The organism is Streptomyces sp. NPDC042102, assembly GCF_055582305.1.
In genome coordinates this window covers 24,871-44,536 of record NZ_JBVJDL010000020.1, presented here as the reverse complement: position 1 = coordinate 44,536, position 19,666 = coordinate 24,871, and the positions used below count along the sequence as shown (strand labels likewise).

The 19,666-nt window shown below is 72.9% G+C and carries 23 protein-coding genes; 13 read left to right on the top strand and 10 right to left on the bottom strand.

The window, feature by feature from the left end:
• Positions 1-210 precede the first annotated feature (210 nt).
• The 5 genes from ACZ6KO_RS34155 (at position 211) to lnt (ending at position 4,307) form a co-directional block, all read left to right on the top strand.
• Positions 211-918, top strand: a complete 708-nt coding sequence (locus ACZ6KO_RS34155; protein WP_469307864.1) for a TVP38/TMEM64 family protein — start codon at positions 211-213, stop codon at positions 916-918.
• 48 nt (positions 919-966) lie between these two features.
• A complete protein-coding gene (locus tag ACZ6KO_RS34150; protein WP_469307863.1) occupies positions 967-1,839 on the top strand; it encodes an undecaprenyl-diphosphate phosphatase in 873 nt (290 codons plus the stop codon).
• A gap of 120 nt (positions 1,840-1,959) precedes the next feature.
• The gene (locus ACZ6KO_RS34145) at positions 1,960-2,136 is read left to right on the top strand and encodes a hypothetical protein (RefSeq protein ID WP_401455471.1); all 177 of its coding nucleotides are present in this window, start codon (positions 1,960-1,962) and stop codon (positions 2,134-2,136) included.
• A 70-nt stretch (positions 2,137-2,206) separates the two neighbouring features.
• Positions 2,207-2,674, top strand: a complete 468-nt coding sequence (locus tag ACZ6KO_RS34140) for a nuclear transport factor 2 family protein (RefSeq protein ID WP_469307862.1) — start codon at positions 2,207-2,209, stop codon at positions 2,672-2,674.
• 40 nt (positions 2,675-2,714) lie between these two features.
• Positions 2,715-4,307 carry an apolipoprotein N-acyltransferase gene (lnt, locus tag ACZ6KO_RS34135; RefSeq protein WP_469307861.1) on the top strand — a complete coding sequence of 531 codons (1,593 nt, stop codon included), beginning with the start codon at positions 2,715-2,717 and terminating at the stop codon, positions 4,305-4,307.
• Here the strand turns inward: lnt and ACZ6KO_RS34130 are convergent.
• Positions 4,231-5,136, bottom strand: coding sequence for a Gfo/Idh/MocA family protein (locus tag ACZ6KO_RS34130; protein ID WP_469307860.1), 906 nt, complete (start codon positions 5,134-5,136; stop codon positions 4,231-4,233). The two genes, lnt and ACZ6KO_RS34130, sit on opposite strands and share 77 nt — an antisense overlap.
• 77 nt (positions 5,137-5,213) lie before the next feature.
• Between ACZ6KO_RS34130 and ACZ6KO_RS34125 the strand changes: the two genes are divergently transcribed.
• Positions 5,214-5,753, top strand: coding sequence for a DinB family protein (locus ACZ6KO_RS34125; RefSeq protein ID WP_469307859.1), 540 nt, complete (start codon positions 5,214-5,216; stop codon positions 5,751-5,753).
• A 72-nt stretch (positions 5,754-5,825) separates the two neighbouring features.
• Positions 5,826-6,356, top strand: coding sequence for a hypothetical protein (locus ACZ6KO_RS34120; RefSeq protein WP_469307858.1), 531 nt, complete (start codon positions 5,826-5,828; stop codon positions 6,354-6,356).
• A gap of 32 nt (positions 6,357-6,388) precedes the next feature.
• On the opposite strand, the gene ACZ6KO_RS34115 is transcribed toward ACZ6KO_RS34120, so the two are convergent.
• The 7 genes from ACZ6KO_RS34115 to ACZ6KO_RS34085 form a co-directional block, all read right to left on the bottom strand.
• The gene (locus tag ACZ6KO_RS34115) at positions 6,389-6,958 is read right to left on the bottom strand and encodes a hypothetical protein (protein ID WP_469307857.1); all 570 of its coding nucleotides are present in this window, start codon (positions 6,956-6,958) and stop codon (positions 6,389-6,391) included.
• A gap of 140 nt (positions 6,959-7,098) precedes the next feature.
• Positions 7,099-7,767, bottom strand: coding sequence for a uracil-DNA glycosylase (locus tag ACZ6KO_RS34110; RefSeq protein ID WP_401455608.1), 669 nt, complete (start codon positions 7,765-7,767; stop codon positions 7,099-7,101).
• Positions 7,768-7,876: 109 nt separating this feature from the next.
• The gene (locus ACZ6KO_RS34105; RefSeq protein ID WP_469307856.1) at positions 7,877-9,460 is read right to left on the bottom strand and encodes an ABC transporter substrate-binding protein; all 1,584 of its coding nucleotides are present in this window, start codon (positions 9,458-9,460) and stop codon (positions 7,877-7,879) included.
• A gap of 152 nt (positions 9,461-9,612) precedes the next feature.
• Entirely contained in the window at positions 9,613-10,374 is a 762-nt protein-coding gene (locus tag ACZ6KO_RS34100; protein WP_469307855.1) for an SDR family oxidoreductase, read from the bottom strand.
• A gap of 20 nt (positions 10,375-10,394) precedes the next feature.
• Positions 10,395-11,156, bottom strand: coding sequence for a 3-oxoacyl-ACP reductase FabG (gene fabG / locus ACZ6KO_RS34095; RefSeq protein ID WP_469307854.1), 762 nt, complete (start codon positions 11,154-11,156; stop codon positions 10,395-10,397).
• Positions 11,157-11,289: 133 nt separating this feature from the next.
• Positions 11,290-11,673, bottom strand: coding sequence for a DUF3037 domain-containing protein (locus ACZ6KO_RS34090; RefSeq protein WP_469307853.1), 384 nt, complete (start codon positions 11,671-11,673; stop codon positions 11,290-11,292).
• A complete protein-coding gene (locus ACZ6KO_RS34085) occupies positions 11,670-12,515 on the bottom strand; it encodes a HipA family kinase (protein WP_469307852.1) in 846 nt (281 codons plus the stop codon). Before ACZ6KO_RS34085 ends, ACZ6KO_RS34090 begins: the two co-directional genes overlap by 4 nt.
• A gap of 148 nt (positions 12,516-12,663) precedes the next feature.
• Between ACZ6KO_RS34085 and ACZ6KO_RS34080 the strand changes: the two genes are divergently transcribed.
• From ACZ6KO_RS34080 to ACZ6KO_RS34070, 3 genes are all read left to right on the top strand, one after another.
• Positions 12,664-12,993 carry a hypothetical protein gene (locus ACZ6KO_RS34080; protein ID WP_469307851.1) on the top strand — a complete coding sequence of 110 codons (330 nt, stop codon included), beginning with the start codon at positions 12,664-12,666 and terminating at the stop codon, positions 12,991-12,993.
• A 74-nt stretch (positions 12,994-13,067) separates the two neighbouring features.
• Positions 13,068-15,326 (top strand): heavy metal translocating P-type ATPase, encoded by a 2,259-nt coding sequence (locus ACZ6KO_RS34075; protein WP_469307876.1) that lies wholly within the window; start codon positions 13,068-13,070, stop codon positions 15,324-15,326.
• Positions 15,323-15,832: a copper chaperone PCu(A)C gene (locus ACZ6KO_RS34070; RefSeq protein WP_469307850.1), complete on the top strand. Its 510-nt coding sequence runs from the start codon at positions 15,323-15,325 to the stop codon at positions 15,830-15,832. Before ACZ6KO_RS34075 ends, ACZ6KO_RS34070 begins: the two co-directional genes overlap by 4 nt.
• Positions 15,833-15,852: 20 nt before the next feature.
• On the opposite strand, the gene ACZ6KO_RS34065 is transcribed toward ACZ6KO_RS34070, so the two are convergent.
• Entirely contained in the window at positions 15,853-16,467 is a 615-nt protein-coding gene (locus ACZ6KO_RS34065) for a cysteine hydrolase family protein (protein WP_469307849.1), read from the bottom strand.
• A gap of 76 nt (positions 16,468-16,543) precedes the next feature.
• Between ACZ6KO_RS34065 and ACZ6KO_RS34060 the strand changes: the two genes are divergently transcribed.
• Positions 16,544-17,002 carry a pyridoxamine 5'-phosphate oxidase family protein gene (locus ACZ6KO_RS34060; protein ID WP_469307848.1) on the top strand — a complete coding sequence of 153 codons (459 nt, stop codon included), beginning with the start codon at positions 16,544-16,546 and terminating at the stop codon, positions 17,000-17,002.
• On the opposite strand, the gene ACZ6KO_RS34055 is transcribed toward ACZ6KO_RS34060, so the two are convergent.
• Complete coding sequence (locus ACZ6KO_RS34055; RefSeq protein WP_469307847.1) at positions 16,999-17,925, bottom strand: LysR family transcriptional regulator; 927 nt, start codon at positions 17,923-17,925, stop codon at positions 16,999-17,001. The two genes, ACZ6KO_RS34060 and ACZ6KO_RS34055, sit on opposite strands and share 4 nt — an antisense overlap.
• A gap of 74 nt (positions 17,926-17,999) precedes the next feature.
• On the opposite strand from ACZ6KO_RS34055, the gene ACZ6KO_RS34050 reads away from it, so the two are divergent.
• The gene (locus ACZ6KO_RS34050) at positions 18,000-18,968 is read left to right on the top strand and encodes a DMT family transporter (protein ID WP_469307846.1); all 969 of its coding nucleotides are present in this window, start codon (positions 18,000-18,002) and stop codon (positions 18,966-18,968) included.
• Between the two features lie 183 nt (positions 18,969-19,151).
• Positions 19,152-19,493 (top strand): HopJ type III effector protein, encoded by a 342-nt coding sequence (locus tag ACZ6KO_RS34045; RefSeq protein WP_469307845.1) that lies wholly within the window; start codon positions 19,152-19,154, stop codon positions 19,491-19,493.
• Positions 19,494-19,666 lie beyond the last annotated feature (173 nt).

Genomic DNA, 19,666 nt, shown 5'->3' with positions numbered 1-19,666 from the left:
TTCGGCGCGTCCGCGACTGCGGACGGCGCTGCGGGGAAGGCGTACCGGGACATGGGGCCGATGGTGCCAGCCGGCCCGCGGTCGCGTCGAGCGAATTACCCCGGCACCGGGCTGCGGCCCACGACCACGGCTCCGGTGCACGAGAGCGGCTTCGGCCGGATGAGACCCAGATGACGGCGCGATGCCGGATACGTCGGTTAGTCTCCCCGGATGTCCCTCCTCCTCACGCCGTGGACGCGGCTGTCGCTGCTCGTCGTGCTGCTCGTCGCGGCCGGCGGGTGCGTCCTGCTCTACGAGCCCCAGCGGCTGCTGTCGCAAGGGTGGACCCCCGGCGTGCCGGCCGGCGTCGCGGCCGTGCTCTACGCGCTCGTGTACGGGCTGTGCACGGCCGCGCTCGTGCCGCGGCCGCTGCTGAACCTGGGCGCGGGGGCGGTGTTCGGGACGACCCTGGGGCTGCCGGCCGCGCTCGCGGGGACCGTGCTCGGCGCGGGCATCGCGTTCGGACTGGGCCGGGCCCTGGGCCAGGACGCGCTGCGGCCGCTGCTGAAGGGTCGGCGCTTGCTGGAGGCGGCCGACGGACAGCTCAGCCGCCACGGGTTCCGGTCGATGCTGGCGGTGCGGATCTTCCCCGGAGTGCCCTTCCAGGTGGCCAACTACTGCGCCGCGGTGTCCCGGTGCCGGCTGCTGCCGTTCCTGCTCGCGACCGCGCTCGGTACCATCCCCAACACGGCCGCGTACGTGGTCGCGGGGGCCAACGCCGCCTCCCCGACCTCGCCCGTCTTCCTCGTCTCGTTCGGCTTCATCGCCGTCTCCCTGCTCCTCGCGGGGACGGTCGCCTGGCGCAAGCGGCACCGTGTCCGGGAGTCGTTGGACGTTCAAGGGACCCCTGTGGTCAGCGGTGCCTCGCACGGGCCCTAGCATCGGACCCGAACTGCCCGACGATCACAAGGACGAGCGCACCCCGACATGAGCTGGTTCGAATCTCTAATCCTCGGTCTCGTCCAGGGGCTTACGGAGTTCCTCCCGATCTCCTCGAGCGCCCACCTGCGGCTGACCGCGGCGTTCGCCAACTGGGAGGACCCGGGGGCGGCCTTCACCGCGATCACGCAGATCGGGACCGAGGCCGCGGTGCTGATCTACTTCCGCAAGGACATCGCCCGGATCATCTCCGCCTGGTTCCGCTCGCTCACGAACAAGTCGCTGCGCTCGGACCACGACGCCCAGATGGGCTGGCTGGTCATCGTCGGCTCGATCCCGATCGGTGTCCTCGGCATCACGCTCAAGGACGCCATCGAGGGCCCGTTCCGCGACCTGCGCCTGATCGCCACCATGCTGATCGTGATGGGCATCGTGCTCGGCATCGCCGACCGGCTGGCGGCCCGCGACGAGGCCGGCGGCCGGCACCGGGCGATCCGGGAGCGCAAGACGCTCAAGGAGCTGGGCGTCCGGGACGGTCTGATCTTCGGTCTCTGCCAGGCCATGGCGCTGATCCCGGGTGTGTCCCGGTCGGGTGCGACGATCTCCGGCGGTCTGCTGATGGGCTACACCCGTGAGGCGGCTGCCCGCTACTCCTTCCTTCTGGCCATTCCGGCCGTGCTGGCCTCGGGCCTGTTCGAGCTGAAGGACGCGAGCGAGGGGCACGTGTCCTGGGGGCCGACGATCTTCGCGACGGTGATCGCCTTCTTCGTCGGTTACGCCGTGATCGCGTGGTTCATGAAGTTCATCACCACCAAGAGCTTCATGCCGTTCGTGATCTACCGGATCCTGCTGGGCATCGTGCTGTTCGCCCTGGTCGGCACCGACGTGCTGAGCCCCCACGCGGGCGAGTCCGGACACTGATCCACGGCGCGCCCGGCGCGCCCGGACGACGACGCGAGGGCCGCACGGGAACGTTCCCGTGCGGCCCTCGCGTCGTTGTGCCTGAGGAGAACTGAAGGGCGATGAAACAGGGGGTGCCCCATGGGGCGAGTGGTGCTGGAGCGTTTTCCGGCGGGCAGTCCGAGGGGGAGCTGGCCGGCCGAGGAGTACGCGGCGCAGCGGATGCGCGAGGGGGTGCCGGCCGAGGTGGTGATGGACCTGGCCACGGACGCGTTCCTGGTCGTCGTACGGCAGCGGGAGGCCGTTTCCGGCCACTGAGCGCCCGCCCGCCGGATCCCGTGCCCGCACGCCCCTTGGCCTCGCGGGTCCGCTGACCCACACTGACCCGATGACGCAGCGTGTGGATCTCGCGACGGTAATGGACCGGATGGCGATCGACGCCGTGGTCACCGGGTACGCGCTCGCCGTGGACGACGGGGACTGGGAGGCGTACCGGGCGCTGTTCACCCCCGCCGGGCGCGCCGACTACACCTCGGCGGGCGGCATCGAGGGGCCCGCGGGCGAGGTCGCCGTATGGCTGGCGCAGACCATGGAACTGTTCCCGGTGCGCCAGCACCTGATCTGCAACCGGCTCGTCGAGCTGGAGGACGACGCGGGCGGGCCGGGCGACCGGGCGCGGGTGCGCGCGGACTTCGTCAATCCGATGCGGCTGGCGGGCACCGACTTCGACGGGAGCGTGACCACCCCCAATTTCGTGGCCGCCGGACGGTACGCCTTCGCGCTCGCCCGTACCCCCGACGGCTGGCGGCTCACCGGTGTGACGGTCCACGAGAAGTGGCGGCACATGTCGGCCTGAAGCAGGGTGGGACCGGGCCACACTGGAGGGGAGGCGTCAGATGCAGTCCGACCGGACCCGGTGGTGGTGGCGTGCCGGTGCGGCGCCGGCCGCCGGCGCGCTGCCGGCGCTCGCCTTCCCGGCGCCCGCCCTGTGGTGGTGGGCGTACGTCGCCCTGGTGCCCTGGATGCTGCTGCTGCGGACGGCGCCGAGCGGACGGCGGGCGGCCCTGGAGGGCTGGCTCGGCGGCCTCGGCCTGATCCTGGCGGTCCACCACTGGCTGCTGCCCAGCCTGCACGTGTTCCTGCTGCCGCTGGCCGCGCTGCTGGGGCTGCTGTGGATCCCCTGGGCGCTGCTGGTGCGGCGGCTGCTGGGCGGGGTGCCGCCGCCCGGCCGGGCCGCGGCCGCGCTGGTCCTCGTACCGGCGGGGTGGCTGCTGCCGGAGCTGGCGCGGTCCTGGCAGGGGCTGGGCGGGCCGTGGGGGCTGCTGGGGGCCAGCCAGTGGCAGGTCCCGGCGGCGCTGCGGGTGGCGTCCGTGGGCGGGGTGTGGCTGGTGAGCCTGCTAGTGGTGGCGGTGAACTGTGCGGTGGTGATGCTGGTCGCCGTACGCCCGGCCCGGGCCCCGGCGCTGGCCGGGCTGACGGGGTGCGCGGTGCTGACGGCGGCGGTGTGGTGGTGGGCGCCGCAGCCCGAGGTGTCGGGCGGGCTGCGGGTTGCGGTCGTCCAGCCCGGCCTGGTGGCGGGTCCGCAGAGCGTGGAGCGGCGCTTCGAGATCGGGGAGCGGCTGACCCGGGAGCTGGCGGGGCAGCGCCCGGACCTGGTGGTGTGGGGCGAGTCCAGCGTGGGGGCGGACCTGGCGGCACGCCCGGACCTGGCGCGGCGGCTGGCGGCGCTCTCGGCGGAGGTGTCGGCTCCGCTGCTGGTCAATGTGGACGCGCGCCGCTCGGACCGGCCGGGGATATACAAGTCCTCCGTGCTCGTCGGCCCGCAGGGCCCGACCGGTGACCGGTACGACAAGATGCGCCTGGTCCCCTTCGGCGAGTACATACCGGCGCGCGCGGCGCTCGGCTGGGTGACCTCGGTCGGCAAGGCGGCGGGCGAGGACCGCCACCGCGGCGAGACCCCCGTGCTGATGACCCTGCCGGGGGGTGGGCCGGGGCGGATCGGCCCGCTGGTCTGTTTCGAATCGGCCTTCCCCGACATGAGCCGGCACCTCGTGCGCGAGGGCGCCGACCTGCTGGTCGCGCAGTCGGCGACGTCCACCTTCCAGAACAGCTGGGCGCCCGCCCAGCACGCCTCCCTGGCGGCGCTGCGGGCCGCCGAGAACGGCCGCCCGATGGTCCATGCCACCCTCACCGGCACCAGCGCCGTGTACGGTCCCGCGGGCGAGCGCCTGGCGGCCCCGCTGGCCGCCTCGGCGAGCACGGCGGCCGTGTACGACGTGCCGCTGGCGCACGGCACCACGCTCTACACCCGCTTCGGCGACTGGCCGGTGGCCGCCGCCCTGGCGGCACTGGCCGGCTACGGCGCGTACCGCTGGGCGGGGGCGGCGGGGGCGGCCGGGGCGGCGCGCCGGCTCAGGAAGCCTGCTCCAGCGCCGTCAGCACGATCCGCTCGCACAGCTCGTGGCTGGCCAGCGCGTCCCGGGCGCTGAGCACCTTGCCCACCTGCACGGCCTCCAGGAAGTGGTCCACGGCCTGCTCGATCCCGCGCTGGCGGGCGACCGGCACCCAGTCCCCGCGCCGCCGTACCGTCGGCTGGCCCTTGTGGTCGATGACCTCGGCCAGGTTGACGACCTGCCGCTTGGAGTCCTGCCCGGCGACCTCCAGGATCTCCTCGGTGGAGCCGGAGAGCCGGTTCATGATCCCCAGCGCCGTGAAGCCGTCGCCGGACATCTGGAGCACCACCTGCTCCATGAGTCCCTCGCGCACCCGGGCGCGTACGTCGATGTGGTCGGCCTCGCCGGGCAGCAGGAAGCGCAGGGTGTCGACGACGTGGATGAAGTCGTCCAGCACCAGCGTGCGCGGGTCCTCGGGCAGCCCGACCCGGTTCTTCTGCATCACGATCAGTTCGCGCGGATGGTCGGCGCACTGGGCGTAGCCGGGCGCGTGGCGGCGGTTGAAGCCGACGGCGAGGCTGACGCCGCGCTCCTCCGCCAGCTCCACCAGCCGCCGCGACTCGGCGAACTCGTAGGCCAGCGGCTTGTCCACGTAGGTCGCGACGCCCGCCTCCAGCAGCCGCGAGACGATCTCGGGGTGGGCGGGGGTGGGCGCGTGCACGAACGCCGCGTCCGGGCGCCGCTCCAGCAGCGCGTCGAGGTCGGCGTGCCGGCGGTCGGCCGGGATGTGGTGGAGCTCGCCGATCCGCTCCAGCGTGGCGGGGGTGCGGGTCTGCAGGTGCAGTTCGACACCCGCGCGGGCCGTGAGGACGGGCAGGTACGCCTTCTGCGCGATGTCACCGAGTCCGATGCAAGCGACCTTCACCGAAAGCCTCCCCGAGGGTGCGTGCGACTGCCGGGTGACAGCTTAATCCCTGGTGGGCGCAGCCGCGTTCGACGAGGATGGCGTCCATGACGTCATCCGAGACCACGGTCACGACCGTACGCACCGAGCCCTCCACCACCGCCGCCGAGCGGGAGATGCTGGAGGGCTGGCTCGACTACCACCGGGCCACGCTCGCCCTGAAGTGCGAGGGCCTGACCGAGGAACAGCTGCGGCGGGCCTCGCTGCCGCCGTCGGAGCTGACCCTGCTGGGGCTCGTACGGCATCTCGCGGAGGTCGAGCGGTGGTGGTTCCGCCAGGTCACCCACGGCGCCGAACTGCCCGATCTGTACTGCACCGAGGCCGACCGGGACGGCGACTTCCACTTCGGGGCGGCGGACACGTTCGCCGAGGCGCGCGAGACGTGGGAGCGGGAGATCGAACTGGCCCGGCAGGCCGCGGCCGGCCGCTCGCTGGACGAGGTCTCCGTACGCCGCAGCCGCACCGGCGAGCACTTCAGCCTCCGCTGGGTGTACACGCACATGATCGAGGAGTACGCGCGCCACAACGGGCACGCGGACCTGCTGCGCGAGCAGATCGACGGGGCAACCGGCGAGTAGCCGTCACTCATGCGGGGTGAATATGGCCTCCGGGTTTTCGCAACCGGCTCCTGGCACAGCAGAGTTGCGCGAGTGCATTCATCCCGAACCACGACAACCCTGCTGCTCGGAGTCGCCGCGGCCGTCTCGGCCGTCTCCGGTTGTGTGAACGTGACCCCGGCTTCGCTCCAGCCGGCGGCGGCCCCGTCGGCGCAGCCGCCGCAGCACGCCCCGCGGGGCGGCGGGGCCGCGCCGGTGGTCGTCCAGGCGCCCGCCCTGGAGGCCCTGGAGGCCGCTCCGGAGCGTGCCCCGGCCGCCGCGCCGGGCGTGCCGGCGCGCACCGGGCGCGAGGCGGCCCGGCCGCAGGAGCACGCCCCCGTGCCCGAGGAGGTCCCGCCGTCGGTGCCGGACGTCGTCGCGGAGCCCGGAGCGAGCGCCGCTCCCCCGGGCGAGCGGCGCCGGCGCGGCGGCCGGCACGACCGACAGGACGGCGAGGTGCCGCGCCGGCTGATCCAGAAACTGCCGGTGCGCCCGGCCGACGTGTGCGCGCTGGGCCGCAAGCACGGCTCGTGGAGCCCGGACAGCCCCGAGGCCCGCATCTGCGCGCACGTGCGGGAGGACTGAGCCCGGCGCCCCGCCCCTCCCCCGGACACCCGCTACGGGTGCTGCCCCGGGAAGGGGCCCGGGCGCGGGTCCTCGCCCGGCCCGGCGGCCAGCTGCCGCTCCAGCCGGGCGAGGGCCGCCCGTACGCCGTCGCCGTAGCCGTCGTCGGGCAGGGCCGCGGTGGCGGCGCGGGCGCGGGCCAGGTGGATCCGGGCCGCCTCCGGCCGCTGGAGCTTGAGGTAGTCGGCGGCCAGGTTCAGGTGCAGGGACGGGTAGAAGGCGCGTACGGCCACGGGAGGCTCGTACGGCTCGGGGCGCGCCGCCGGAAACGCTCCCCGCGTCTCTCCGGCGCCCGCGGCCGCGTCGCCGCCCTCCGCCCCGTCGCCCGCCGCCCCGTCGTCCAGTTCCCGGGCGAGCCCCTCGGCGGCGGTCAGCGCGCGCAGGTCCCAGGCCAGTTCGTCGACGGGGTCGTCCTGGGCGTCGGCCATGTAGTGGGCCAGGGTGCAGCGGTGCAGCGCGGCTCCGTCCTCGCCGATCTCGGCCCAGATCGCGCCGAGGCGGTTGCGGGCCTCCTCACGGTCGCCGGCGTGCAGCAGGATGACCGCCTGGCCGATCCTGGTCATGACGGCGTCCTCCGACGCCTCCCGCTGCTGCTCCCTCAATGCGGCCTCCGGTTGCGTCCGCCGGACCCCGTCCGGTCCGGTCCGATCATCAAGACGCTAGCCGGAGGCACCGGCATTGCCGCGCAAGGCGCGGTGCGGCGTCAGCCCAGGTCCGGGATCGTCCAGTCGATCGGCTCATGCCCCTGGGCGGCCACGGCCTCGTTGATCTGCGTGAAGGGCCGGGAGCCGAAGAACTTCTTCGCCGACAGCGGGGAGGGGTGGGCGCCCTTGACGACGACGTGGCGGCTCTCGTCGATCAGGGGCAGCTTCTTCTGCGCGTACGCGCCCCACAGCACGAAGACGGCCGGGTCCGGGCGCCCCGCCACGGCACGGATCACCGCGTCGGTGAACTTCTCCCAGCCCTTGCCCTTGTGCGAGTTGGGCTCGGCCTCGCGCACCGTGAGCACCGCGTTGAGCAGCAGGACGCCCTGCTCGGCCCACGGCATCAGGTACCCGTTGTCGGGGATGGGCGTGCCGAGCTCGGCGTGCATCTCCTTGTAGATGTTGCGCAGGGACGGCGGGGTCTTGACCCCGGGCCGCACCGAGAAGCACAGGCCGTGCCCCTGGCCCGCGCCGTGGTAGGGGTCCTGGCCGAGCACCAGCACCTTCACCTTGTCGAAGGGGGTCGCCTCCAGGGCCGCGAAGACCTGCTCGCGGGGCGGGTAGACCGGCCCGTTCGCCCGTTCCTTCTCGACGAACTCGGTGAGCTCCTTGAAGTAGGGCTGCTCCAGCTCCCCACCGAGGACGGGGAGCCAGGACTCGGGCAGCATCTGGGTCACGTCGACAACCTCCGGTACGTGTTCGTGCAACTGCTCCGAACCTACCGGGCACCACTGACAACGGCACCGTCCGGCCCCGCGGGGCCGGCCGACGGGACCGCTACCAGCTGGTCTTGCGGTACAGCTCCCACATCTGCATGGCCGTCTGCGGGTCCAGGGCCCGCTCCGCGCCGGCGATGTCGTCGCGCGCGCCGACGTACAGCTTGCCCTGCCACAGCGGGAGCAGCCGGACGTCCTCGGCGAAGATCGCCTGCGCCCGCTCGAACTCGCGGGCGACGACCGAGCGGTCGCCCTCGCGGCGGGACTTGGGCAGCAGGTCGGTGAGGATCTCCGTGTTCAAGTACGGGGTACCGACCGCGTTCTCCTGGCCCACGAACGGCGCGATGAAGTTGTCGGGGTCCGGGAAGTCGGGGAACCAGCCACGGCCGAAGACCGGGTACTCGCCGTTCTTGTAGCCCTCCTGGTAGGCCTTCCAGGGCTGGTTGCGCAGGGTGATCCGGAACAGGCCGCTCTCGTCGAGCTGGCGCTTGAGCTCGGTGAACTCGGCCGCCGTGGAGGCGCCGTACCGGTCGGTGGTGTACCAGAAGGTCAGGTCCACCGGCTGGGTGATCCCGGCGTCCTTGAGGATCTTCCGTGCCTTGACGACGTCGGGGGTGCCGAAGCGGTCGTAGAACGGCGTCTTGTGGCCGGCGACGCCCTTGGGGACCATCGAGTACAGCGGCTCGGCGGTGCCCTGGTAGACCTTCGAGACGATCGCGCCGCGGTCGACGACCTGGGCGATCGCCTGGCGGACCGCCGGCTTGTTGACGGCCGGGTCCTTGGGGTTGAAGACCAGGTAGCGGATCTCGGCGCCGACGTTCTCGACGACCTGGACGCCCTGGGCGTTCGAGGCGGGGCTCTGGAGGTCCTTGATCTCCGCGGCCGACAGGCCACGGTAGGTGGCGTCGAGCTGCTTTTCCTTGAGCGCGCCGACCATCTTCGCGGAGTCCGTGAAGTAGCGGATGGTGACGGCGTCGTTACGGCGCTGCGCGAAGCCCTGGTAGTCGTCGTAGCGGCCGAGGACGGCCTCGTCGCCCTCCTTGTAGGAGTCCAGGACGTACGGGCCGGAGCCGGTCACCTTGCCGTCCGCGCGGACCCGGTCGGTCGGGTACTCCTTGGGCGCCACGAGCGAGGCGGCAGGCGAGCCGAGGACGAAGGGGAAGGTCGCGTCGGGCGTCTTCAGGTGGAAGACGACGACCAGCGGCTCGGGGGTCTCGATCTTCTCCAGGCTGCCGAAGAGGTCCTTGGGGCCGACCTTGGAGCCGATGGTGCGGATCCGGTCGATGGAGTGCTTGACGGCCTTGGCGTCGAGGGGCTCGCCGTTGGAGAACTTCAGGCCCTTCTTCAGCGTGCACCGGTAGGACTCGTTCGCGGCGTCGGTGAACTCGCAGCTCTGGGCCGCGTCGGGCTGCGGCTTGGTGCTTCCGGTCGGAAAGGCGAGAAGGGTTTGGTAAATGTTCCGGTACAGCTCCCAGGAACCGTCCCAGGCCGCGGCGGGATCGAGGGTGCTCGGCGCGCTGGTGGTGCCCACGACTATGGGCTTCGCGTCCTTTCCGGCATCGTCCGAAAGCAGCCCGCAGCCGGCGAGCAGGGATATGGACGCAAGGGCTGCAAGTGTCTGCAGGCATCTGGTCCGGTTGAACACGTGCACGCTCCTCGATCAGCCAGGGGTGCGGCAGACCCTACCGCAGTGCCCCACGAATCCAATGGGGTGGTTCCGTGAGGCACTTGACCGGTTCCGTGCATATTAGGGCTGCATTTGGCACCTCAATGCACCCTTTTGTGTCCGATTATCGGTCACCCGACTCCGGCATTGAGAAAGATTCCGCCGTCGACCACCAGAGTTTGCCCGGTGATCCATTCCGCTTGCGCCGAAGTGAGAAATGCCGCAGCTCCTCCGATGTCCGCCGGAACGCCCAGCCGGCCCAGCGGGTAGGCGGCGGCCGCCTCCGCCTCGCGGCCCTCGTAGAGCGACTGCGCGAACTTGGTCTTGACCACGGCGGGGGCGATCGCGTTGACCCGCACCCCGGGCGCCATCTCGTGGGCGAGCTGGAGGGTCAGGTTGATCATGGCTGCCTTGCTCATCCCGTACGCCCCGATGAAGGGCGAGGCGGAGACGCCGGCGATGGACGCGATGTTCACGATCGCGCCGCCGTTGTCCTTCTGCCAGGCGTGCCAGGTGCGCTGCGCGAAGCCGAGCGCGGAGATCACGTTGGTCTCGAAGACCTTGCGGGCCACGCCGAGGTCCAGGTCCGCCAGGGGGCCGAAGACCGGGTTGGTGCCCGCGTTGTTGATCAGGAAGTCCACCCGGCCGAAGGCCTCCATCGTGCCCGCGACGGCGGCCTCCTGGTGGACCTCGTCGTGCGCCTTGCCGGCGATGCCGATGACCCGGTCGGCGCCGAGCTGCTCGACGGCCTCCTTGAGCGTGTCCTCGTTGCGCCCGGTGATGCAGACCCGGTCGCCGCGCGCGACCAGGGCCTCGGCCACGCCGTAGCCGATGCCCCGGCTGCCGCCGGTGATCAGCGCGACCTTGCCGCTGTCGGTGCCTTCGTACGCCATGACGTACGCCCTCCCCTTCGTCAGTTGAGCGGGCCGCCGGCCACGTACAGGACCTGGCCGGAGACGAAGCCGGTGTCGTCGCCGGTGAAGAAGGCGATGGCGCCCGCGACGTCCTCGGGGCGGCCGACCCGCTGGACCGGGATCTGGGTGGCGGCCGCGGCCTGGAAGTCCTCGAAGTCCATGCCGACGCGGGCGGCGGTGGCGGCCGTCATCTCCGTGGCGATGAAGCCGGGGGCGACGGCGTTGGCGGTGACGCCGAACTTGCCGAGCTCGATGGCCAGGGTCTTGGTGAAGCCCTGCAGGCCCGCCTTGGCGGCGGAGTAGTTGAGCTGCCCGCGGTTGCCGAGCGCGGAGCTGCTGGAGAGGTTGACGATCCGGCCGAACTTGGCGTCCACCATGTGCTTCTGACAGGCCCGCGCCATCAGGAACGCACCGCGCAGGTGCACGTTCATGACGGTGTCCCAGTCGGTGTCGCTCATCTTGAACAGCAGGTTGTCGCGCAGCACGCCCGCGTTGTTGACCAGGATCGTCGGGGCACCGAGGGCGGCCGCGACCCGCTCGACGGCGGCCTCGACCTGCGCGCTGTCCGAGACGTCGCAGCCGATGGCGACGGCCTTGCCGCCAGCCGCCGTGATCGCCTCCACGGTGTCCTTGCAGGCGGCCTCGTCGAGGTCGAGTACGGCGACGGCGCGGCCCTCGGCGGCCAGCCGGACGGCGGTGGCGGCGCCGATGCCCCGGGCCGCCCCGGTCACGATGGCGACGCGCTGCTCGGTGGTGGACATGCTGGTTCTCCTCGCCCTTGGACACGGCCGCCCTGAGGTGAGCAACCGCTTAGTAGCTTCAGCTGAGGAGACGCTAGGAGCCCTGGCACCCGGTGTCAACGGCACCGGGCGGCAGGGCTCCTGAGCCGACCGGTCAGCGGACCAGCAGGTCGAGCAGCCGTTCCACCTCGGCCTCGGGGTCGGCCGTCAGACCGGTGTGGACCGGGCCGGGCTGCACGACCGTGCTGCGCGGCGCGATCAGCCAGCGGAAGCGCCGCCCGGCGTCGTCACCGGCCGCCTGGCCGGCCCGCTCGCCCCCCGCGCACACGCCCTCGACCCCGCGCAGGGCCGCCCGTACGCCGGCCACGTCGGCCTTCGGGTCCAGGGCCAGGAGCTTGGCCTCGTCGAGGTGGACACGGGCGGCGACGTACGAGCGCGCCCGGCAGTAGACGATCACCCCGGCGTTGAAGCACTCGCCCCGCTCCACCCGCGGCACCACGCGCACCAGCGCGTACTCGAACACGTCCCGCTTCGTCACCGGCTGTCGCTCTTCTTCTGGGTCGGGTGGGGCCATTCGGGCAGATGATCGGTGAGCCATCCCGGCGGAGCCTGCGGGGCCCGGGCCGGGGCCTCCAGCGAGATCCGCTCGTGGATCGTGGCGGCGCGCGGCAGCAGTGCCGCCACGTACGCCCGGCGCAGCGCGTCGGTGGAGTCGAAACCGGGCTCGTCGACCAGCCACTCGTCGGGCACGTCGGCGGCGACCTCGGTCAGCAGATCCTCCGTCACCAGCGGCGCCAGCTCGGCGGCGGCCTCGGCGATGCGCGGGCCCACGGGGGCCAGGACGTGGTCGGAGGCGTTGTACGGCTTGGCGGCGGCGGCCGTGGCGGTGGGCCAGTTGTGGTGCCAGATCATGGTGGCGCCGTGGTCGATGAGCCAGAGCTCGCCGTGCCAGACCAGCATGTTGGGGTTGCGCCAGGACCGGTCGACGTTGTTGATCAGCGCGTCGAACCAGACCACCCGGCCGGCCTCGACGGGGTCCACCTGGTAGGCGAGCGGGTCGAATCCGATCGAGCCGGGCAGGTAGTCCATGCCGAGGTTGAGCCCGCCGCTCGCCTTGAGCAGCTCCTGGACCTCCTGATCGGGCTCGGCGAGCCCGATGACGGGGTCCAGCTGGATCTGCACCAGCTCGGGGACGCGCAGCCCCAGCCGCTGGGCCAGGCGCCCGCAGATGACTTCGGCGACCAGCGTCTTGCGGCCCTGACCGGCTCCGGTGAACTTCATGACGTACGTGCCGAGATCGTCGGCCTCGACGATGCCGGGGAGCGAACCGCCCTCGCGCAAGGGCGTGACGTAGCGGGTCGCAATCACTTCGGTCAACATATTCCCAGGCCGTCCCAGGGGCGGGCCGCATCGTCCGAGGCCCGGCCCGCTCGTCTACTCGCGCCACTGTGACCTCGTCAATTTACACCGGGCGCGCGGTCCCGGGGCCGACGGGGCGCACTGCGGTATGACCCACGCCACAGGACGCGTGCGGAACTCGCGCGGCGGCCGTACCGACTCCTGGGCCGTGATGGAAGAACCCCCGCAGTCGATCCCCTCCGCCGGAAGCGGCGCGGCCCCGGGCGCGTTCGCGCCGCCCCTCGCCCTCTGCGGCTTCCTGCTGCTCCTCGCCCTGGTCTTCACCGTGTCGTACGCGGTAGGGACCACCGCGGGGCCGGTCGCGCCCGGTATGCACGGCCCGGGCCTGAGCGGTGGCGGAGCGGGCGACGACGACACGGGCAGGGGCACGGACAGGGGCACGGACACGGACATGAAGCACGGGCACACGGGCACGGGGACCGGGAGCGGCGGACGGTGAGCACCGGAGGAGTGTCCCGGCCGGCCTCGGACGACCGGCCCCTGCTCGTCACCACGGACCTGACCGTGGGCGGCATGACGTGCGCGGCATGCGTACGGCGGGTGGAGAAGAAGCTGGCGAAGCTCGACGGGGTGACGGCGACCGTCAACCTGGCCACGGGGAGCGCCCGCGTGAGCCATCCGGTGGGCATCCGTCCGCAGGACCTGGTGGCGGCCGTCGTGCAGGCCGGGTACACGGCCGCGCTGCCCGAGCCGGCGAAGCCGCGGCCGCCGGCCGACGGCGCCCCCGCCGGCTCGGCCGGCACCGCCGGCACGGCCGAGGACCTCGGCCGTCAGGACCGCGAACGGCTGCTGGTGACGGCCCTGCTGGCCGTTCCCGTGCTGGTGCTGTCCATGGTGCCCGCCTGGCAGTTCCGCAACTGGCAGTGGCTGTGCTTCGCGCTGGCCGCGCCGGTCGCCGTCTGGAGCGCGTGGCCGTTCCACATCCGGGCGTTGCGCAACCTCCGGCACTCGGCCGCGACCATGGACACCCTGGTGTCCCTGGGCGTGGCCGCCTCCTTCGGCTGGTCCGTGTACGCCCTGTTCCTCGGGGGCGCGGGCGAGCCCGGCATGACGATGCCGCTGCGTCTGCTGCCCGGAGCCTCGGACGGCGTGGCCCACGTCTATCTCGAAGCGGCCGTGGGAGTCCCGCTGTTCGTCCTGGCCGGGCGGTCCCTGGAGGCCCGGGCCCGGCACGGCACGGGCGCCGCCCTGCGGGCGCTGGCCCGGCTCGCCGCCAAGGAGGTCGCCGTCCGGCAGCCCGACGGCACCGAACGGCTGCTCCCCGTCGAGGACCTGGGGATCGGTCAGGTCTTCCTCGTACGCCCCGGTGAGCGCGTCGCCACCGACGGGGAGGTCGCCGAGGGTTCCTCCGCCGTGGACCTCTCCCTGGTCACCGGGGAGAGCGAACCCGTCGAGGTCCGGCCCGGCTCGGCCGTGGTCGGCGGAGCGGTCAACGCCGGCGGACTCCTCCTCGTACGGGCGACGGCGGTCGGCGCCGACACCCAGCTCGCCCGCATCACACGGCTCGTGACGGAGGCGCAGACCGGCAAGGCGCGGGCGCAGCGGCTGGCGGACTCGGTCGCCGGTGTGTTCGTCCCGGTCGTCCTGACCCTGGCCGTGACCGTGCTCGGCTTCTGGCTGGGTGCGGGCGCCGATCCGCAGGCCGCGGTCACCGCCTGCGTCGCGGTGCTGGTCGTGGCCTGCCCGTGCGCGCTGGGACTGGCCACCCCGACCGCCCTGATGGCCGCCACCGGGCGCGGGGCCCAGCTCGGCGTCCTGGTCAGGGGTCCGCAGGCGCTGGAGCGGCTGCGGCACATCGACACGGTGGTGCTGGACAAGACCGGCACCCTCACGTCCGGCGACATGCGCGTGGCCCGGGTCACGGTGGTGCCGGGCGGTCTCGGCCGGGACGAGGTCCTGCTGCTCGCCGGGGCGGTGGAGCAGGGATCGGAGCACCCGCTGGGCCGGGCGATCGTGTCCTGCGCGCACCGGGGCCACTCCGGCCGGCGGCTGCCCGGTGTACGGGACTTCGCCTCGACGGCCGGGCGTGGTGTCCGCGGCACGGTCGAGGGCCGGGTCGTGGAGGCCGGTGTCCCGGACGGGGACCTCCCCACCGTACTGGCCGACGCCCTCGCGGCCGCCCGGGAAGCGGCGCGCACGCCCGTCCTGGTCCGCGTCGACGGCGAGGCCACGGCGTTGATCGAGGTGGGCGACACCGTTCGCGCCGGCAGCTACCGCGCGGTGGAACGGCTGCGGCGGCTGGGCGTACGGCCCGTTCTCGCCACCGGTGACCACGAGGCGGCCGCGCGCAGCGTCGCCGCCGCGCTCGGGATCGAGGAGGTGCACGCGCGCTGCACGCCCGAGGAGAAGGCCGCCCTCGTACGCCGGCTGCGTGCCGAGGGACACCGGGTCGCCGTCGTCGGGGACGGTGTCAACGACGCCGCCGCGCTCGCCGGGGCCGATCTGGGCATCGCCATGGGCAGCGGGGCGGACGTGGCGATCGGAGCCGCCGACGTGACGCTCGCCCGCGGCGGCATCGAGGACCTCGCCGACGCCGTCCGGCTCGCCCGGCGCACCCTCGGCACCATCCGGGCCAACCTCGTCTGGGCCTTCGGCTACAACGTGGTGACCGTTCCCCTCGCCATGGTCGGCCTGCTGAACCCGATGGTCGCTGCGGTGGCCATGTCCCTCAGCTCGGTGCTCGTCGTCGCCAACAGCCTGCGGCTGCGGGCCTGGCGGCCGGGAGCGCCGCCCGGGGCCCGGCGCGTCCGGAGGCCGGGTGGTGTCCGATGAGCGCGTCCCGCCCGCCGGCGGACCGCCGCCGCCTCCCCGAGGGCCTGTCCGTCGTGCTGGCACCGGTCGCGGCGTGCGCCGTGGCCCTCGGGTCCCTGACCGTCTGGGCGGGTGCCGGCTACGCGGGATCGCCGCCGCGGCTCGATGTCACCGACGGCCGGATCTGGGTGTCCTTCGGCGACACCCCGTACACCTCGGCGTACTTCCGCCTCACCAATTCCGGTGGCTCGGACGACCGCCTGGTGAAGGTGACGCTGCCGGGTGTCACCGACGCCATCGGTTTCTCGGGGCACCGCATGCTCGGCCCCAACACCGCGACCGACGAGAAGCGGGACTCCATTGCCGTCCCGGCCGGGTGGACGGTGACGATGTCGCCGTCCGGCGTCAACGTGACGGTGCCCTCGGACCGGACCCGGCGCGAGGGCGACATCCTGTTCTTCACCCTGCACTTCGAACGCGGCGGGCCGATGGAGGTGCCGGCCGTGGTGGTGCGGCCGGGCTCATGAGCACGGCCGGGGTGTGGCATTCAGCTCCGGGGTGACCAGCCGGAGAGGAGCTCGGCGGTGGTGGTGATCCTGGCGACCAGGGCGAGGGCGTTGCGGATCACCTCGGCGGTGTACGCCGCGGGCACCCCGGCGATCGCGTCGGAGGGGACGACGACCTGGTAGCCGAGGTTGACCGCGTCGAAGACCGTGTTGGGGACGGCGATGTTCGCCGAGACGCCGGTGACCACCAGGGTGCGGCAGCCGAGGTTGCGCAGCAGCGCGTCCAGATCGGTGCCGGCCATCGGCGACAGCCCGTGCAGGCGCCGCACCACCAGGTCCTGCTCGGCGGCCTCCAGGGGCGGGGCGAGCTGGACGGCGCGGCTGCCGGGCAGCTGCTGCACGGGCAGCTTCGCGGCGGCCCGGAACAGCCGCGCGTTGGTGCTGGCCCCTCGTCCGTCCGCGCGCCGCTCGGCGACCGCGTGCACCACCTGGACACCGGCCCCGCGGGCGGCGGCCGCCAGGGCCGCCACCCGGTTCAGCATCCCCGAGTCGCGGGCCGCCCCGGCCAGTTCGGGCAGTGCGCTGTCCTCGCCGACGACGCCGTTCTGGCATTCGACGGTGAGCAGCACGGTGGTGGCGGGATCGAGTTCCGGCATGGCTCCCCCTGGTGCGGCGGCGGAAGAGCCCCCATGATTCCTGACACACAGTCAGATGTGAAGGGGTGAAGGGCCGATGGACGAGTCACAGCGCCGCGGACGGCGCATCATGATGACGGCCGACGAGGTGGACGCCTTCCTGCGCGAGCAGCGCACCTGCCGGGTCGCCACCGTCTCGGCGGACGGCCGACCGCACGTCGGCGCCCTGTGGTTCGCCTGGGACGGCACGTCGCTGTGGCTGTACTCGATCACGCGCAGCCGCCGCTGGTCCGACCTGCAACGGGATCCCCGGATCTCGGTGGTGGTCGACGCGGGCGAGTCCTACGACGAGCTGCGGGGCGTGGAGCTGTCGGGCACCGCCGTGTTCGTGGGCGAGGCCCCGCGCACCGGGGAGCCGTGCCCGGAACTGGCCGAGGCGGAACGGCTCTTCCCCGCCAAGAACTTCGGCATCGACGAGATGCCGCACGACGGCCGGCACGCCTGGCTCCGCCTGACGCCGGAGTCGGTGGTCTCCTGGGACTTCCGCAAGCGCTAGGGTCCGTCCGCCCCCGACCCGCCGGACGCCCCGGCGGCGGAGGCCACGAGGGCGTCAACGGCCGCCCGGACCGAGGGCCGCCGGTCGGCGTCCGCGCGCCAGACGACGTACACGTGCCGGCGTACGGAGTCGCAGACCGGCAGCAGCCGTACACCGGGCGGCACCGGGCCGCGCCCGAGCCGGGGGGTCACGCACACCCCCAGCCCGGCCTCGACGAAGGCGAGCTGGGTGTGGTGCTCCTCGGCGATGTGGGTGATCCGGGGCTCCACGCCGAGGCCGCGCAGCGTGAACACCAGCCACTCGTGGCAGAACTGCCCCTCGTTCCACGAGATCCACTCGTCAGCGGCGAACTCGGCCAGGGAGATCCGCTCCCGCCCGGCCAGGGGGTGCCCGGCGGGCACGGCGATGTCGACGGCGTCGTCGAGCAGGTGCGCACGGGTCAGTTCGGCGGGGACCGGCATGCGCTTGTTGTACCAGTCGATCGCCAGCGCGAGGTCGAGGTCGCCGCGGACGACGGCGGCCATGGACTCCTCCGGTTCCTGCTCCCGCACCCGGGCGCACAGCTCCGGGTGACGGGCGCGCAGCGCCGTCAGGGCGGCGGGCAGCAGGCCGCGCATGGCCGTCGGGAAGGCCCCGATCCGCAGCTCCCCCACCGCGCGGCCGCGCTGGGCCTCGACGTCGGCCTGGGCCAGCTCCACCTGCGAGATGATCCGGGCCGCGTGGTCGGCCAGCAGCCGCCCGGCGTCGGTCAGCCGCACCCCGCGGCCGTTCTTGGCGAGCAGCGGCTGCCCGACCTCGCGCTCCAGTTTGGCCATCGCCTGGGAGACGGCGGAGGTCGTCACGTGCAGCCCGTCGGCCGCGCCGCTGACCGAGCCGTGGCGGGCGAGGGCGTCGAGGGTGCGCAGGCGCTCCAGGTTCAACATATAAGCGATGCTACGCCTTCACCCCAAAGAAATCTCGCTTGTCCTACGAGATCGCGGGTAGCAGAGTAACGACCATGAGCGCACCGAGCACCCTGCCCCCGACCCGGCGGCCGATCCGCCTCCGCCCCGGCTCCCGACCCCGCCTCCACCTCCGTCCCTCCCGGCAGATCGCCGCGGACTGGCGCCTGCGCTTCGGGTTCCTCGCCGTGATCTGGGGCTTCAGCTTCCTGCTGATCAAGGTCGGCACGCAGGCGTACGCGCCGTTCCAGGTGGCGCTGGGCCGGGTCTTCTTCGGTGCCCTCGCGCTGCTGGTGGTGCTGTTCCTGCGGCGCGAGCGGCTGCCGCGCGGCGGACGGACCTGGGCGCACCTGACGGTGGCGGCGCTGCTGCTGAACACGGCCCCGTTCTCCCTCTTCGCGTACGCGGAGCTGAGCATTCCGTCCAGCCTCGCGGGCATCTGCAACGCCACCTCCCCGCTGTGGGGCATGGCCCTGTCCCTGGTCGCCCTCTCCGAGGACCGCCCCACGCGCCGCCGCGTCGCGGGCCTGGGGCTCGGGTTCCTGGGCGTGCTCACCGTGCTGGGCGCCTGGCAGGGCTTCTCGGGGGTCGACGCGAAGGGCACGGCGCTCGCCCTGCTGGCGTCGCTGTGCTACCCGATCGGCTGGATCTACGTACGGCGCACGCTGGCCGGGGCCGACGGCTCGCCGGCGGCGATGACGGCCGCGCAGCTCCTGGTCTCCACGGCCCAGCTGGCGGTGCTGGCGGCCGTCTTCACCCCGGCCCCGGCCTCGTTCCCGCTGTGGCCGACGCTCGCGGTGATCGCCCTGGGGGCACTGGGCACGGGCATGGCGCTGCAGATGCAGTACGGCCTGGTGACCGAGGTCGGTCCGACCACCGCACAGATGGTCACGTACTTCATCCCGGTCATCGCGACCACGGCGGGCCTGCTGGTGCTGGGCGAACAGCTGCACTGGAACACCCCGGTGGGCGCGGCGATCGTCCTGGCGGGCGCGGCCCTGACCCAGCCCAAGCGCTCACCGTGACCCGGCGTCGCGGCCGGCGCCCTCGCGCCGCCCGGCACCCATCAGCCGGGCGGGGCATGGTGACCTGCGGAGATGCCGGTCGTTCCGACATGTGGCGCGAATCCTGACGGCCGACCCGAGGGAGGTATGTTCGTCCGGTCACGGACGGCAACCGGATCGTCTGTTCAACCCAAGGGAGCCGATATGACTGATCTCAACTCGCTGCGGGCAAGCCTGGCGTCGGGTGAGCACGAGTTCGCCGACACCCTGGCCTTCATCGCCGCGCACTACGAGTACCAGCCGCAGACGTTCCGCAACGGGGAACTGGAAAATGCCGCGGGTGAGAACGAGGGTTCCTGCAAGACCCTGGGGCTGGCCCTGCTGGAAGAGCTGAGCGACCAGGAGGCACTGCTGGCCTTCGGTGAGCACTACCGCAGTGTGCTGGCGACGCCGAACGACACTGATCACGGCAACATCCGCAACCTCGTGGCCCATGGCCTGGCCGGGGTGAGCTTCGCCGGGCAACCGTTGACCCGCAAGAGCTGAACACTCGACCACTTCGCCTCCGTCATCGGCTGACGTCCCTGGGTTCCGTGCGGCCGCGACTCTGGCCCGAATGCGTCCAACACGGCTGCCGTGACGCGCTGTTGGCCGAGCGGGGTGAGGTGGATGCCGTGCTCCTCCGAGTGGCCGTGCGCGGCGGCTCGGGTGTCGACCGT